The 14,609-nt window shown below is 59.6% G+C and carries 15 protein-coding genes and 1 other RNA gene; 9 read left to right on the top strand and 7 right to left on the bottom strand.

Features of this window, described 5'->3' with window-relative positions; translation table 11 throughout:
- Positions 1–23: 23 nt before the first annotated feature.
- Together P792_RS30180 and ssrA are read right to left on the bottom strand one after the other, a co-directional pair.
- On the bottom strand, positions 24–548 hold the full coding sequence (locus P792_RS30180; protein ID WP_023979078.1) for an SspB family protein: 525 nt from the start codon (positions 546–548) through the stop codon (positions 24–26).
- A 248-nt stretch (positions 549–796) separates the two neighbouring features.
- Positions 797–1,129, bottom strand: a transfer-messenger RNA (tmRNA) gene (gene ssrA, locus P792_RS36625).
- 171 nt (positions 1,130–1,300) lie between these two features.
- Between ssrA and thyX the strand changes: the two genes are divergently transcribed.
- Together thyX and P792_RS30165 are read left to right on the top strand one after the other, a co-directional pair.
- Positions 1,301–2,209, top strand: a complete 909-nt coding sequence (gene thyX / locus P792_RS30170) for an FAD-dependent thymidylate synthase (RefSeq protein WP_023979076.1) — start codon at positions 1,301–1,303, stop codon at positions 2,207–2,209.
- A gap of 4 nt (positions 2,210–2,213) precedes the next feature.
- Positions 2,214–2,459: a hypothetical protein gene (locus P792_RS30165; protein WP_023979075.1), complete on the top strand. Its 246-nt coding sequence runs from the start codon at positions 2,214–2,216 to the stop codon at positions 2,457–2,459.
- Positions 2,460–2,562: 103 nt separating this feature from the next.
- Here P792_RS30165 and P792_RS30160 read toward each other — a convergent pair whose 3' ends face one another.
- On the bottom strand, positions 2,563–2,940 hold the full coding sequence (locus tag P792_RS30160) for a hypothetical protein (RefSeq protein ID WP_031241016.1): 378 nt from the start codon (positions 2,938–2,940) through the stop codon (positions 2,563–2,565).
- A gap of 178 nt (positions 2,941–3,118) precedes the next feature.
- Here P792_RS30160 and P792_RS30155 point away from each other — a divergent pair, with 178 nt between their 5' ends.
- Positions 3,119–3,331, top strand: coding sequence for a hypothetical protein (locus P792_RS30155; RefSeq protein WP_023979073.1), 213 nt, complete (start codon positions 3,119–3,121; stop codon positions 3,329–3,331).
- Between the two features lie 636 nt (positions 3,332–3,967).
- Positions 3,968–4,579, top strand: coding sequence for a hypothetical protein (locus P792_RS30150; protein WP_031241014.1), 612 nt, complete (start codon positions 3,968–3,970; stop codon positions 4,577–4,579).
- A 112-nt stretch (positions 4,580–4,691) separates the two neighbouring features.
- Here P792_RS30150 and P792_RS30145 read toward each other — a convergent pair whose 3' ends face one another.
- Positions 4,692–5,633, bottom strand: coding sequence for a hydrogen peroxide-inducible genes activator (locus P792_RS30145; protein ID WP_023979071.1), 942 nt, complete (start codon positions 5,631–5,633; stop codon positions 4,692–4,694).
- 143 nt (positions 5,634–5,776) lie between these two features.
- Between P792_RS30145 and ahpC the strand changes: the two genes are divergently transcribed.
- The 4 genes from ahpC (at position 5,777) to P792_RS30125 (ending at position 10,277) form a co-directional block, all read left to right on the top strand.
- The gene (gene ahpC, locus P792_RS30140) at positions 5,777–6,340 is read left to right on the top strand and encodes an alkyl hydroperoxide reductase subunit C (RefSeq protein WP_023979070.1); all 564 of its coding nucleotides are present in this window, start codon (positions 5,777–5,779) and stop codon (positions 6,338–6,340) included.
- Between the two features lie 83 nt (positions 6,341–6,423).
- Positions 6,424–7,983, top strand: coding sequence for an alkyl hydroperoxide reductase subunit F (ahpF, locus tag P792_RS30135; protein ID WP_023979069.1), 1,560 nt, complete (start codon positions 6,424–6,426; stop codon positions 7,981–7,983).
- 139 nt (positions 7,984–8,122) lie between these two features.
- Positions 8,123–9,235: a DNA topoisomerase IB gene (locus P792_RS30130; protein WP_023979068.1), complete on the top strand. Its 1,113-nt coding sequence runs from the start codon at positions 8,123–8,125 to the stop codon at positions 9,233–9,235.
- 58 nt (positions 9,236–9,293) lie between these two features.
- Complete coding sequence (locus tag P792_RS30125) at positions 9,294–10,277, top strand: aldo/keto reductase (protein ID WP_023979067.1); 984 nt, start codon at positions 9,294–9,296, stop codon at positions 10,275–10,277.
- A gap of 125 nt (positions 10,278–10,402) precedes the next feature.
- Here the strand turns inward: P792_RS30125 and P792_RS30120 are convergent, their stop codons facing one another.
- The 3 genes from P792_RS30120 to P792_RS30110 all read right to left on the bottom strand — a co-directional run bounded on the left by P792_RS30120 (position 10,403) and on the right by P792_RS30110 (position 13,278).
- Positions 10,403–11,833 carry a hypothetical protein gene (locus tag P792_RS30120; RefSeq protein ID WP_023979066.1) on the bottom strand — a complete coding sequence of 477 codons (1,431 nt, stop codon included), beginning with the start codon at positions 11,831–11,833 and terminating at the stop codon, positions 10,403–10,405.
- A 299-nt stretch (positions 11,834–12,132) separates the two neighbouring features.
- Entirely contained in the window at positions 12,133–12,669 is a 537-nt protein-coding gene (gene dps, locus P792_RS30115) for a DNA starvation/stationary phase protection protein Dps (RefSeq protein WP_023979065.1), read from the bottom strand.
- Positions 12,670–12,900: 231 nt separating this feature from the next.
- The gene (locus tag P792_RS30110; RefSeq protein WP_023979064.1) at positions 12,901–13,278 is read right to left on the bottom strand and encodes an AtzH-like domain-containing protein; all 378 of its coding nucleotides are present in this window, start codon (positions 13,276–13,278) and stop codon (positions 12,901–12,903) included.
- Positions 13,279–13,364: 86 nt separating this feature from the next.
- On the opposite strand from P792_RS30110, the gene P792_RS30105 reads away from it, so the two are divergent.
- Positions 13,365–14,540 carry an MFS transporter gene (locus P792_RS30105; protein WP_031241011.1) on the top strand — a complete coding sequence of 392 codons (1,176 nt, stop codon included), beginning with the start codon at positions 13,365–13,367 and terminating at the stop codon, positions 14,538–14,540.
- Positions 14,541–14,609 lie beyond the last annotated feature (69 nt).

Genomic DNA, 14,609 nt, shown 5'->3' with positions numbered 1-14,609 from the left:
TTGTCAGAGCGCGGTAGCCACGTTCAGTGAGGGCGCTTGCGGAAAGCGTCGAGACTGACAACCTGGCCATCCTCGCTGGCTGCTGGGTGGGTGGCTTCTGCCTCCTCGGGTTCAGCTTCGGGCTCTTCGGTTTCAGCGGCCATTTCGCCCGGTGCAACCGTGAAGCGCAGGGCCATACGGATATGCGGGTCAGCAAAGGCCGTAATGGCGGCGAAGGGAATGACCAGAACGCTGCCGATCCCCCCGAAGGAGAGGCCGACGGATACCGTCATGGCGTCACGGTCTACCTTGAGATCCCAGAACTGGTGTTGCAGCACGATTGTCATGTCATGCGGGTATTGCGCACGCAGACGATCGGGAATGATGACGCCCGGATAATCGGTCAGAAAGGTGAGATAGAAATGATGCTCGCCCGGCAGCCCTTCGGCACCCGCATAATCGAGCGCACGCAGCATGACTTCGCGATAGGCGTCTTCGACCCACTCATCGTAAGGCAGCAGGCTTTCTGGCAGTTCGTGATCCATGCCGTCACCCTGATCATCATTCATTCTGGAAGATCCATCTTGCGAAAACTGATCACGCAGGGATGCGACGTTTCATGCGGGATGGCAAGGCCTTGCGGGGAGACGTGGTATTTCACCCATGCGTAGCCTGAACCCGCCCCGACCGCATGGTGTGGCCCTGTCGCATCATAGGACGCTTTCTGCGGGAGCGCGACATTTGACACTTCGGGCGACGGCTGTTCAGGCAGAACTGGCCTCTGGGGTGGCCATGCGGAATTCATATTGCTTTGAAAAGTGGGAGGGCTTCTGTTGCCCGGTGCCCTCCCGAACCGCGCTTATCGCTTATGCAGCGACAGCGAGCACCTTTGTGTTATCATTGGCACTTGTGATTTAGCCCGATAACGGCGGTACAATGCCGGGCAAAAGATAAGTCTTTACCACGCACGTCGAGCCTGTTTCGTCCCCTTACTTTCCGTTGGGCAGAGCCCTCGGGAAGGAATGGTGGAGACGCCGGGCACTGCCCCCGGGTCCGTAACGATTATTCCACTTACCGTTTATCGCCATAGCCAAGGGCAAGCCCTCCGGCACCGATGCATATAGGGTGTTGCTGTGCGCCCGGCAAGGGGTGGTTTGCCGCCGCGTTCCGTGCGTCACACCAAGCCGGTTGAATCGTGATGAACCATGAGTGCCCGTTTCCTTATGGCGCCTGATATGTAGGGGTGTCGGAAGCGGACAAATTGTCTCGCGAGGCGAAGTGCTGGTGTCTAAGCCGGTATTCCTGTGGTAAGCCTCGGCCTATGCCGCTGACACCAGAACAACGCGCCGAGATCGACGCCTCCCGCCTTACGCCCTCTCAGACGAGCCGGCCGACCGTGCCTGCCCTGGAGGCGATTCTTTTTAATCCGATCGAGCTGCTCGACCACGGTTTCGTTCGTGTGGTCGATTACATGGGCGATGATGGCGCGGTGGTACAGGCTGCGCGCGTGTCCTATGGGCGCGGCACCAAGAAGGTGTCCGAGGATACCGGGTTGATCCGGTATCTGATGCGTCATCGTCATTCGACGCCGTTCGAGATGTGCGAGATCAAGTTCCACGTGAAGCTGCCGGTATTCGTGGCGCGCCAGTGGATTCGCCATCGTATGGCGAACGTGAACGAGTATTCGGCGCGTTATTCGATTCTCGACCGCGAGTTCTATCTGCCCGATCCCGAGCAGGTTTCGGCTCAGAGCGTTTCCAACCGTCAGGGTCGTGCTGAGGCGCTCTCGCCCGACAAGGCCGCCGAGGTGCTGGACCTGCTGCGTCAGGACGCCTCGCGCTGCTACGACAATTACGAGACGATGCTCGACCCTGAGGGCTATGGTCTGGCGCGTGAGCTTGCGCGCATGAACCTGACGCTCAACACCTACACGCAGTGGTACTGGAAGATCGACCTCCACAATCTGCTGCACTTCCTGAGCCTGCGTGCTGACAGCCACGCGCAGTATGAGATCCGGGTCTATGCCGAGGCGATGCTCGATATCCTGCGTGCCTGGGTGCCCATCACGGCATCGGCCTTCGAGGACTATCGACTGGGTGCGTTCACCTTCTCGGCAGGCATGATTGCCGTGCTGCAGCGCCAGCTGGCCGGTGAGACTGTGAAACAGGCCGATTCAGGGCTGAGCAAGCGCGAATGGGACGAAATGCAGGCTGTTCTGGTGAAGGGCTGACCCGGTGAACGATCTGTACCGCATCATGAAGGACGGGGTGCCTGACCCCGATCCGCCGCGCAAACTCCCCTCGATCATGCCCTGGGCAATCGTTGCGCTTGTTCTGGTGCTGATCTCGCTTGGCATAAGGCTGTTCTGGCCCATTCCCGCCGCTGAGAAACTGCCGCGCTGCGATCCTTCTGCAAAGGCGCAGACGGCTTGTGTGCGTACCAATCCCGTACCGGCGCCAGCGGGTAGCCCGACGCACTGAGTTTGCTCCGGCCACCCGGCGGTGCGCCTGCTGATGGCCGGACAACCTCATTATCCCTGCGCGGAATGCATGCCCCACCCTGCCTGTGTCGGCAAGGCATCAATCAGGAATCGAGGCCCATCCAGTCGGGATGACGATGCTCGATCCAGGCGAGAAGTCTGCCGCTCCATCGACGCAGAAGAGGGATGTCTTCCGCCACCAGAAAAAAGCCCAGAGGCAGCATCCAGACGCCAAGGACGGGCAGGAAAGCCAGGCAGCCACCGACCATGAAGAGAAGCCCCGCCGGGATACGGATCCAGATCCGCGACGGTGCGAGCAGCCAGCGCACGGTTTTCGCGAGGCGTGCGGGTAGCCGGTCGATCAGCAGCCCGAGCCGACGTTGCCGCTCGGCTTCATCACGATCGGCCTTGCTCTTCTGGCCTTCAGAATGAACGGTGTCATGGGCGGAGGCCGGGTTCGTGGAAGCTGGGTCTCTGGTCATGGTTTTCATTACTGCTCAAGGGTGGCGTGCGACGATCCCCCTGTGTGACGCTGTCGGAAAAGTGAGGGATTCCGCAGTGGGTCTGACCGAAACCCCTAAGCCTGCTGCTGGTTCTGCATCCAGCCCGGAAAACAATACCGGGGATGAACAAGAAGGCTCGATAAGGAGGCAAAATCCCATGATGTATCCGACACTGGACAGCCTGTACGAGGCAATAAAGACTGGCGCAGTTGGCCTGACATCCTCGCTTCCCACCTATGGCGGAGAGGAGCCGCTAAACGCCCCTGAAATCTGGTCCTGGGACGCAGATCGCTACATGGTGGGCAGCTGCGCTGCTGATCTCTCGCTCGTCCCCCGTGATGAATGGCGCGGCGTCACGACGGAGCGCTGAACCGCGCAGTGAGCCTCCCGGCTTGTCGGCTCGGACTGATCGGGAGACAGTGGTTCGTTGTCGAGGCAGATGCGAAGGTCAGGCCTCATACTTCAGATCCCAGAACCCGAACCCCAGCGTGAGGAGGCGGATGGTTTCGCCGCGTCATGAACATGGACAGGGCGTTGAAGCTCCAGATGTCGTCGGTCAGGGCAGGGGCTTTGCTTAGGAGGCATCAAATCTCTCCGGGTTTATCCAGCCCTGGATGACGTCTTCCAGCTACTGTGGTTTTGCTCCGCTGCTTGCTGGGATAAGCCCCAGGAGATCAGACATTGCTGCACGCCTGTTCTTGAGCCCGGTCCAGTTCACGAGATCACGAGGGGGGCGCCGCCGCCGCCCCATTCGACCCGTTACCTGATACGATAGTAAGGGGCTTAAGTCTCTGCGTTGTATGAGGGAGTGTCAGGGCGATCGGGTTAGCATCTCTCCAAGGGCACTGCACGGCACCGGACGATTCCGCCGATGGTGCTGTGCCAGCCGATCAACCATAAGCCCGACATAATTTGTGCTATGAGAGAAGTACCCGGACGGCATGTCGGGGCGTGGTGTGGCAACAGGTTCCGAGGGGTGGTGTCGATCTTGTCGTCCAGGAAATCGGTGAGGCGTCTTGGCCTCGCAGGCGGCTGCCTCGTTCCCTTGAGCCTCGCTGCCTGTACGCCCGCGCCGCCTGCTCATCCTGATGATATCTGCTCGGTCTTTCACGAAAAGCGGGGCTGGTATCATGCGGCGCTGCGTCAGGAGAAGAAATGGAATGTGCCATTCTCCGTTCCGATGGCGATCATGTATCAGGAATCCGGGTACCATAGTAATCTGCATACGAAGCGCACCTACATTCTGTGGTTCATCCCCTGGGGCTACGTCACCACGGCTTACGGGTACCCGCAGGCCAAGACGGATATCTGGCAGGACTATCAGAAGGCGACCGATACCAGCGCCAGTCGTGAGAATTTCGCCGACTCGCTCGATTTCATCAACTGGTACGTAACCAACACCCGCAAGCAGAACCGAGTGCCCGTGACGGATGGGATGCGGCAATATCTGGCCTATCACGAGGGCTGGGGCGGGTACCGCAAGCGATCCTATGCCAGCAAGGGGTGGCTAATGACCGTCGCGCGCAAGGTAGGTGCACGGGCCAACGTCTATGCCGCGCAATATGCCAGCTGTGAGAACGACCTCAAGGACAAGGGATTCTGGAGCTGGCTTTTCTAGGCCGAGCCAAGGCCACCAAGAGTGACGACCTCATCGTGCTCGATACCTTGCCGCCGGAAAGGCGGCAGACTCGGTACTCGCTAAAACGGGTTATGCCGTTCCACGGACCGTCTCAGGCAGCGCCAGCCTGACGGCAACCTTCGGGGATATGCTGGCTGAGGAAGGACGCAAATTCGCGAAAGGCCGGACCACGCGGGTCTGAACTGCGCCAGACCAGACCGATCTGACGGCTGGCCGAGGGAAGCGCGCGCGTGACCACAAGTTCGTCCCATTCGGCACGGTTGCGCAGGGCCAGTTGCGGAATGAGCGAATAGCCCTCGCCGGCACCGATCATGTGCCAGAGCATTTCCAGACTGGTGGCAAGGCGCTGCTGGTCGCGCATGGGCATCATGCCGCAGACAGCCAGCGCCTGGTCGCGCAGACAATGGCCGTCTTCGAGCAGTAGCAAGCCGTTCTCGCCATGATCACCCGCGAGATCCTGCATGGCGAGTGTTTCGCGCTCTGCCAATGGGTGCATGCGAGGGAAAACAGCCAGAAAGGGCTCCTCGAACAGTGGCGCGGTCTCGAAGCTCTCTCCCGAGACGGGCAAGGCTGCAAAGACGAGATCCAACTCGTTTTGGCGCAGGCGGGCCAGCATCGTGTTGGTCAGGCTCTCGGTCAGCTGCAATTTCAGTTCCGGATAGGACCGGCGCAACAGGGGCAGAAGGCTCGGCACATAATAAGGGCCCAGCGTTGCGATGACACCAATGCGCAGCAATCCCTCCAGCGGACCCGTGCGGGCGCGGGCGGCCTCGATCATGGCGCGTGCAGACGCCAGAACTTCGCGGCCCATAGCGATGAGCCGGATACCATCGGGCGTAGGGGCTACATGGCGGCGTGAGCGCTCGAACAATGTGACATCGAGCAGCATTTCAAGCTTGCGGACCTGTTCCGACAATCCGGCCTGGCTGACACCGCATCGTTCGGCGGCACGCGAGAAATTGCGAAGATCATCGACAGCCACCACATACTCGATGTCACGCAGGGAAAGCCCGGAAAGAGGAATATAGGTCATATCCATAGATAGGACCAATGCGACCGGTTTGTGAAAGCGGTTTTTCCTATATCTGCCATTGACAGAAACGATTTCCGGGGCGTTCGTGTTCGTGGGACAACGAGCCCGTCATCAAACAGAGATGTGAAAAGGGAGCATATCGCATGCCACGCATCAATTCGACCGTGAAGCCTTTCGAGACCGACGCCTATCATGATGGCAAGTTCATCAAGGTGTCTGAAGCCGATGTGAAAGGGAAGTGGTCTGTCTTCTTCTTCTACCCCGCTGACTTCACCTTCGTCTGCCCGACCGAACTTGAAGACCTCGCCGAGAATTACGAGACCTTCAAGCAGCTTGGCGTCGAGATCTACTCGGTCTCCACCGACAAGCACTTCACACACAAGGCATGGCACGACACGTCGCCGGCCATCGGCAAGATCAAGTATGTGATGCTGGCCGACCCGACGGGCACGATCAGCCGCAACTTCGATGTCATGATCGAGGAAGCCGGGATGGCCGATCGCGGCACTTTCCTGATCGATCCGGAAGGCAAGATCCAGTACATCGAAGTCACTTCCGGTGGCGTCGGTCGCTCGGCTGCCGAGCTGATCGAGAAGATCCGCGCAGCCCAGTATGTGGCGTCGCATCCGGGCGAAGTCTGCCCTGCGAAGTGGAAAGAGGGTGAAGCCACCCTGTCCCCGTCGCTCGACCTGATCGGCAAGATCTGAGGTCGCCTGGCCCGGCTTTCATGCCGGGCCAACCCCGCCGGAATCATCCGGCGCAGTTTTTCGGAAAGAGCAGGATCAGCCTGATGTTGCAGGACCCCATCAAGTCACAGCTTTCGACCTATCTCGCCAATCTGGGCCACCCGGTCGTGCTTGAAGCGTCCCTCGACGGGAGCGCGAAAGCGCGGGAGATGGGTGAACTCCTTCAGGAAGTTGCTGCCCTTTCCGATAAAGTGACCTATTCGGAAGACGGTGTCAGCGAGCGTCGTCCGTCCTTCCTGATCCGTCGTGGCGACAGCCGACATGGCGTGAATTTTGCGGCCATCCCGATGGGGCATGAATTCACTTCCTTCGTGCTGGCGTTGCTTCAGGCGGGTGGCCATCCGCCCAAGATCGAGCCGGCAATTGCCGAGCAGATCAAGGGGCTTGCAGGCGAGTTCCGGTTCGAGATCTTCGTCTCGCTGTCGTGCCAGAACTGCCCTGATGTGGTGCAGGCCCTGAACGCCATGAGCGTGCTCAACCCGGCTATCAATGTCACGACCATCGACGGTGCCCTGTTCCAGGAGGAAGTGGCATCGAAGAACATCATGACTGTGCCACAGGTCTATCTGAACGGCATGGCCTTCGGTTCTGGCCGCATGGATGTGAACCAGATCCTCGCCAAGCTGGATGACGACGCCCCGCGTCGTGCGGCAGAGCGTCTGAAGGACATGCCTGCCTTCGATGTGCTGATCATCGGCAGCGGCCCTGCTGGCGCGTCAGCTGCCATCTACGCAGCACGCAAGGGACTGCGGACGGGGCTTGTGGCTGATCGCTTCGGTGGTCAGGTCATGGACACGGCCGGGATCGAGAACTTCATCTCGATCAAGGAAACCGAGGGACCCAAGCTCTCCGCCCAGCTCGAAGCCCATGTGCGCAGCTATGATGTGGAGATCATCTCCGGTCAGCGTGCCAAGGAACTCTTCCCCGCCGCGCGACCGGGTGGGCTGCATGGCATAGCGCTTGAGAGCGGTGCGATCCTGCACAGCCGTACAGTCATTCTGGCCACAGGGGCTCATTGGCGTCAGCTGGGTGTGCCGGGTGAGGAGCAGTATCGCACCAAGGGTGTGGCCTATTGCCCGCATTGCGATGGCCCGTTCTACAAGGGCAAGCGTGTTGCCGTGGCTGGCGGCGGCAATAGTGGTGTCGAGGCGGCCATCGATCTGGCCGGTATCGTCGGGCATGTCACGTTGTTGCAGCGCAGCTCCAAGCTCAAGGCCGACAAGGTATTGCAGGACAAGCTGCGCAGCCTGCCCAATGTGACGGTTTTGACCGAGGCACTGACGAGCCGCATTGAAGGTGACGGTAACAAGGTCAACGGCCTGACCTATCGTGGTGGCGATGGCAAGGACCACAGGATCGAGCTCGAAGGCGTGTTCGTCCAGATCGGTCTGCTGCCCAACACCGAGTGGCTGCGCAATACTCTGGCACTGAACGATTTCGGCGAGATCAAGGTCGATGATCACGGCGCAACCTCTGTGCCGGGCGTCTTTGCCGCAGGCGATGCGACGACGACGCCCTACAAGCAGATCGTGATTGCCGTGGGCGAGGGAGCGAAGAGCGCCCTTTCCGCCTTCGACTATCTGATCCGTATGCCTGCCGAGTAACGCCTGCGGGGACAATCGGGCACGGGTCAGGCCGTGGACTTGCAGGGCGGGGGCAGGAGGGGGAACCCTCCTGCCCCTGTTGCGCTTTTCTCCACCCATGCACGGGGACCAACCCGCGCGAAGCGGGAGAATGGGTGCCATGCAAAGCCAGACAACAGCGAGTGCCGAGCAGGAGGCGCGCCAACATGCCCGGTCCGCTCGCCTGACCTATGTGGACCGCTCCGGCCCCGGTATCACCCGCCACCGCGCAGGTAAGGGGTTTTTCTATCGTGACCCTTCGGGAGATCGTATCACAGCCCCAGAGGAACTCACACGAATCAAGGGGCTCGCAATTCCTCCTGCCTATCGGGACGTATGGATTTGCGCCAACCCGAAGGGGCATCTGCAGGCGGTGGGCAAGGACAGCCGGAACCGGCTGCAATATCGCTACCACCCCAGATGGCGCCTGATCCGTGACGAGGACAAATTTGCGCGTATGCTGGTCTTTGGCGACAAGCTGCCTCTGATACGACAGCGCGTGGATGACGACCTCAGACATCCCAGCCTCAACCGGGCGCGCGTGCTGGCCGCTGTGGTGCGGCTTATGGAGCGCACAATGGCGCGTATCGGCAACGAGACCTACGCCCGGGATAATCGCAGCTTTGGCCTGACGACACTCAGGCATCGGCACGCGCATATCGAGGGAGGAAAGCTGGCGCTGGACTTCAGGGGCAAACACGGGATCGAGGCACATCTTGACGTGCGCGACCCCAAACTCGTCCGCGTGATTTCACGGCTGCAGGATCTGCCCGGACAGAAACTGTTCCAGTATCTCGATGATGAGGGCGAACCGCACGAGATCCACTCTCAGGACGTGAATGCCTATCTGCAGGAAATCAGCGGAGAGGATATCACTGCCAAGGATTTCCGAACCTGGGCGGCGACCCATCTGGCAGCGCTCACGCTGTCCAGCCTCGAGGCAAGCGACAGCCGTGCCAGGGCCAAGAAAAACATCCTGCGCACGATCGAGCATGTCGCGTCCCAACTGGGGAACACCCCGTCCGTGTGCCGCAAATGCTATATCCATCCGCAGATCCTGACCGGTTATCTAGACGGAAGCCTGCGCGAAGCCTTTGCTCGTCAGGCTGAGACCCTGTTGGAACAGGAGAGCGCACGCACCAGCCTGAGCGCCGATGAGGCGCTCATGGTGGGGTATCTGAGCCGCTTGCTCGATAAACCTGCCAAAAGACCATCGTCTCGCAAGAAACCCTGACCCGCGCCCCGCTTTGTTTCTGCCGGATTGAAAGTTTTGCAGGTAAAGGGGTCGGTCTATGGAATATCGCGTTCTTGGAGCATCAGGGCTGCGCGTCTCGGCTTTGGGGCTGGGCTGCATGGGGATGAGCCAGTCCTACGGTGCTGCCGATGAACGCGAGAGCCTGGCCACACTCGACCGCGCGATAGAGCGTGGCATTACCCTGTTCGATACGGCCGAGGTCTACGGGCCGTTTCTGAATGAGGAGTTGCTGGGCCGCGCTCTGGCAGGACGGCGCAGTGCCCTGAAGCTCGCCACAAAATTCGGCTTCAAAATCGACAATGGAAAATCCTGCGGCGTCGATAGTCGCCCCGATCATATCCGGGAAGTGGTCGAGGCGTCGCTGCGACGTCTGCAGACCGACCATATCGACCTGCTCTATCAGCATCGTGTGGACCCGGCCGTGCCCATGGCCGATGTGGCGGGCGCGGTAGCACGGCTTGTCGAGGAGGGGAAGGTTCTGCATTTCGGCCTGTCGGAAGCTGGTAAAGCGGCCATCAGGCAGGCTCACGCCGTGCATCCCGTCACAGCCGTACAGAGCGAATATTCGCTGTGGGAGCGTAATGTCGAGGCCGATATCCTGCCTACCCTGCGTGAACTGGGGATTGGTTTCGTGCCGTTCAGCCCGCTGGGCCGTGGCTTCCTGACCGGGACGGCGAAGCCCGCGGAATCCTATCCGGCGACCGATTTCCGGCATACTGACCCGCGCTTTCAGGGTGAAGCCTTTGCAGCGAACCAGAAGGCAGCCGAGATTGTGGGTGTGATTGCCAGCCAGCATGACGCGACACCGGCCCAGATTGCCCTGGCGTGGTTGCTGGCAAAGCGACAGGACATCGTGCCTATTCCAGGCACGAAGCGACAGAGCTATCTGGATGAGAATCTGGGTGCACTGGACGTGCGTCTTGGTGATGAGGATATGGTTGTGCTCGACAAGGCGCTTAGCGCCGGGACCGTTACAGGCCTGCGCTACAATGAGAGCAATATGGCTTTGGTCAATCGCTGAACAAACGCACGCCCGCCCTGCGTGACGGACAGCGCAGGGTGGGTGATCGGTAATTGTTCACGCGTCCCGTCGTGGTTGGCAGGCGATGACGTGGGGCCGTCCTCCGGTCGTCAGCCGGGGTTGGATTAGCTGATATCGAAGCTGCTGGCCTTCAGATCGGTCACACCCATGAAGGTCACCTTCATGTTGTTATCGAGCATGATGGCGGTGTTGCCTCCTGACACTGTGGCCGTGGCCAGCAACTCCTTCGCAGCAGCCTCGGCATCCGCCGGCTTGTAGTTATACATAAAGAATTTGTTGCCACTGACAGCCGAAAAATCTGTGATGGTGACGTCGCCTGCCGTGTGACCAGCCAGCACGCCGAAGGTGTTTGCCGCCACATTGCCGCCTGTCACCGTGACGTAGGTCTCGCCCTCATTGCCGCTGTAACGGGTGCCGAACACGAAATGATCCGAGGCCTCGCTGCCAATGATCGTCTGTTGCCCTGCGCCGGTCCAGGCCTCGAACGATCCCTTCGATGACGAAGCGTTGATCATTTCGGCGCTGCTGCTGCCGGACTGGTTACCGGTCCAGAGAGAGGCCTTGTTCACGTCGATGTTGGCGCTCAGGCCATCGGCGCCCCACAGCGTGGCCTGATCGGCAGTGATCCGGGTTGCGCCAGTGCCTGCAATGAATTGAAGTGCGCCGTTCACGCTGAGGGTCTGCGCGCTACCGCTCAGGGCTGTGAGATTGCCGAGCGCCGAGACCGTATCGTTATGCACCCCGGAAATTGTGCCATTCTTGCCTGAAAAGACAATGGTCGAGCCCTGACCCGCCTGGACAGTGCTGTCATCACCTATCGTGATATGGCTGCCAATCGTCGCCTCGTCGCTCACGTAGCTGTTGCTGCCCAGAGTGACCAGGGCGTTGCCGCCAGTCAGCGTCAGAACGGTTCTGCCGCCTTCCTGACCTGTTATCGTGTCCTGCCCTTCCGAGGCGACATAGTTCGTGCCCTGCTGAAGCTGGATGACGTTGCGACCGGTTCCGGCATCGATGGTGTTGATGCCGTTGGTCGCGAGGATCGTATCGTTGCCGTCGCCGGTAAGGATGGTCCAGCTGGCGCTCTGGGTGTTCCCGTTAAAATAGTTGTCGCCGGAGAGGCCGAGGAAGCTACCGTTGCCGCTTCCAGCCTCATAGGTCAGACCTGCCGTGCTACCGCCCAGGACCGAGAGGGTCGTAGTCGGCGTCACACCGCTACCGTCGATGGTCACACGCTCATTCAGCAATGTCTCGCCTGACTGAATGCCGCTCCCGGCCCACCCACCCACACCGATGAAATCGTAGGTGCCGAGAGGCGCAAAGCTGCCACCGGTGGTGACAAAGCCTTCAAGCAGCGTATTACCCGTGGTGATTGTCCGGGCGGTAGAGTCGGTCACAAGAACTGTTTTGAGATCGTTCCGTTTATAGGCATCGGACATCTGTTGGGCATAAGTCTGGGCGAGGGTCTGTGCCTTGCCGCCCCCGACAGTGACCTGAATAGCTGTACCTGATGTGCCTACAATCGTGACAATGGTCAAAACGGTTCACCCTCTAAAAAAAAGCCCGGGGGCGCTAGGAGGATTGTGCCGTTAAAGATTGCTAGATAACTATACCAGTTACGTTATTTTAAGATATTTAATGGCAAGTAATCCGATGTAACCGTTAAATATCATAAAACGATAAAATAACGGTTGGTCGGTGATCGATAATCGTTGCTTTTACAGAAGCATAGAGTAGATTCTGCCCCGAATCTGACTGCTAGGTCATGGAAAAGCCCCATCGTAGCGTTTACGATGGGGCTCTCATTATTTCTTCCTGTCAGAAAGGCCGGCAGGACTTATCGCGCGCCCTTATGGTCACCATCGCGCATCTCGCCCGTCGGCTCCTGCGTGTGTGCTTCGAGGAACCACAGATGCTTGTCGAGCGCACGCGACGCCTCGGTGAAAAGATCGGCCGTATCGGCATCGCCGGCTTCGTCCGTCACGTCGATAGACTCGCGCACATTGTTTGCAACCGTTGCGTAGCGGTCGATCAGGGCGGAGATATGATCGGCAATCTTATACACGTCAGTGGGGTAGGGCGTGCAGGCTGAATTCTTCGAGACATCCTGCACTGTACCGTAGGCGGTGCCACCGAGCTGGACGGCGCGTTCGGCAACCTTGTCCACCAGATCGTCAACGCTGTCGCGGAAGCCATCGAGCATTTCGTGCACGCCGATGAATTGCGGCCCCTTGAGGTTCCAGTGTGCCTGCTTCGTGATCAGCGCCAGATCGATCAGATCGGCGAGGCGGGCATTGAGCGTTTCAATCGACACGGTCTTGGCGTTGGACTTCAGAGCATTCTGGGTCGTATGCATCGCGTGTTTCGTGGTCATTGATCTACCCTAACAAGTTTGATGTCGGACATTCGCGCAAAGCGATGATCTCCAAACGTGCCTGAGGGGAGCCGGTTGCGCTAAAGCCCCGTCAAACTGGGGCTCTTATTCATGTCGAATAGTTCATCATGGTGTGAGGGACGCGGTCGTCAGTCACGGTAATTCCTGATGCGTTCCGAACCAGGTCCCGTCTCTCATGCCTTCAATACTCAGCGCTCTGATGCAGGCCGATCACGTGAGAAACGAGACATGCGCGACAATGACCTTCCACGTCGCGTCCTGCCTGATCCAGGTCTGGCTTTGACGACCGATGCGCCCGGTACGCAGATTGCGGAACAGGATGGTGACACAACCGGCATCGGCACCAAGAGAAATGATGTCGCGGCGCAGGCGTTCACGGGGGGGCGCGCCACCTGTGCGTTCACGGCGGAACGCAGCGATTTCTTCCGGTCCGAAAAGGTTTTCAGTCGCGCCGAGGCGGATCACGTTCGGTTGATTGCTGAACAACGCATCAAGGGCGGTGACATCATTTTGCGCCAGAGCCTCTTCGTATTGGTCCGAAGCTAGGGTAAGGGCAGAAATCGTCTCGGGGTATGCGGTAAGGTCCATGGGCGCGCCCTTATTCACGGGAATCATTCTTCATACTGGCTGAGGGTGGCATGAGCAGCTTGGGATCTGGCGATCTGGCTCGGTCGATGCGCGACATTCGCATCATATTTTTTAGTCTTGGGCTCGGGGCCTTTGCAATCGGCACGGCAGAATTTGCCGCAATGAGCCTTGTGCCCATGATTGCCCACAGCTTTGGGGTGACCGATCCCGAAGCGGGTCATGCCATCGTGCTCTATGCGGCAGGCGTGTGCGTCGGGGCGCCGACCATTGCCCTTTTCAGCGCCGGGATCAGCCGACGCACCATGTTGATCAGCATGATGCTGCTTTACATGATCGGTAATGGTGTCAGTGCGATCGCACCGAACTATCTGCTGTTTCTGGCCTGTCGGTTCATCAGTGGTCTGCCGCATGGCGCCTATTTCGGCATTGCCGGCATTCTGGCTTCATCACTCGTGCCGCCTAACAAGCGCTCCCAGGCTGTGGGCCGTGTCATTCTGGGCCTGACCATTGCCACCATCGGTGGTGTGCCGCTGGCGAATGGTATCGGTCAGATTGTCGGTTGGCGCTGGGCTTTCGCCCTCATTGCCTTTCTGGCGCTGTGCACTGCCGTTCTGCTGAGTATCTTTGCTCCTAAGGATGCGCCGCGCAAGGATGCCAGTATTCTCAACGAATTCACGGCGCTCAAGCTGCGACAGGTCTGGCTGACGCTTGCCATCGGTGCGGTGGGCTTTGGCAGTGTGTTCTGCGTCTATACCTATCTCGCCTCAATCATGATCAACGTAACGCAGGTGCCGGAATCCTATGTGCCGATCATGCTGGCGGTTTTCGGTGTGGGCATGACAATCGGCACGCTGGTCTGTGCCTGGCTTGCCGATCACAAGATGATGCCAACCCTTGCGGGTGTGCTGCTCATGGGGGCGGCATCGATGGCGGGCTTTCCTGAGGCTGCGCATAAATTCGTGCCTCTGGCCATCAACGTGTTCATGATCGGTGCCAGCGGCGGTCTTGCCACTGTGGTGCAGGCGCGCTTGCTGACTGTGGCGGTTGGCGCGGAAGGCCTCGCCGCCGCACTGAACCAGAGTGCTTTCAACATCGCCAACGCAGTCGGCCCCTGGCTGGGTGGACTTGCCATCTCGGCTGGGCTTGGCTGGACGTCAGTCGGCTGGGTGGGGCTCGCGCTCTCGCTTGGCGGGTTTGGCATCTATGTGCTGAGCATTGCCGACGAATTCAGAACCAAGAAGAACAACATACCCCGCGTGTGAGCCGGGGCGGGAGAGGGGAACACCCTCTCCCGCGGGCAAGCGCCTTGTCACGGGCGCGAGCCCTTCATG

It is taken from the genome of Asaia sp. SF2.1 (assembly GCF_000505765.1).
GTDB classification, from domain to species: Bacteria; Pseudomonadota; Alphaproteobacteria; order Acetobacterales; family Acetobacteraceae; genus Asaia; species Asaia bogorensis.
This window is presented reverse-complemented; position numbering and strand designations above follow the sequence as displayed.

Coding starts and splice junctions, on each gene's coding strand:
- P792_RS30180 (WP_023979078.1), bottom strand. CDS start 548: ATGAATGATGATCAGGGTGACGGCATGGATCACGAACTGCCAGAAAGC.
- thyX (WP_023979076.1), top strand. CDS start 1,301: ATGCCGCTGACACCAGAACAACGCGCCGAGATCGACGCCTCCCGCCTT.
- P792_RS30160 (WP_031241016.1), bottom strand. CDS start 2,940: ATGACCAGAGACCCAGCTTCCACGAACCCGGCCTCCGCCCATGACACC.
- P792_RS30155 (WP_023979073.1), top strand. CDS start 3,119: ATGATGTATCCGACACTGGACAGCCTGTACGAGGCAATAAAGACTGGC.
- P792_RS30145 (WP_023979071.1), bottom strand. CDS start 5,633: ATGACCTATATTCCTCTTTCCGGGCTTTCCCTGCGTGACATCGAGTAT.
- ahpC (WP_023979070.1), top strand. CDS start 5,777: ATGCCACGCATCAATTCGACCGTGAAGCCTTTCGAGACCGACGCCTAT.
- ahpF (WP_023979069.1), top strand. CDS start 6,424: ATGTTGCAGGACCCCATCAAGTCACAGCTTTCGACCTATCTCGCCAAT.
- P792_RS30130 (WP_023979068.1), top strand. CDS start 8,123: ATGCAAAGCCAGACAACAGCGAGTGCCGAGCAGGAGGCGCGCCAACAT.
- P792_RS30125 (WP_023979067.1), top strand. CDS start 9,294: ATGGAATATCGCGTTCTTGGAGCATCAGGGCTGCGCGTCTCGGCTTTG.
- dps (WP_023979065.1), bottom strand. CDS start 12,669: ATGACCACGAAACACGCGATGCATACGACCCAGAATGCTCTGAAGTCC.
- P792_RS30110 (WP_023979064.1), bottom strand. CDS start 13,278: ATGGACCTTACCGCATACCCCGAGACGATTTCTGCCCTTACCCTAGCT.
- P792_RS30105 (WP_031241011.1), top strand. CDS start 13,365: ATGCGCGACATTCGCATCATATTTTTTAGTCTTGGGCTCGGGGCCTTT.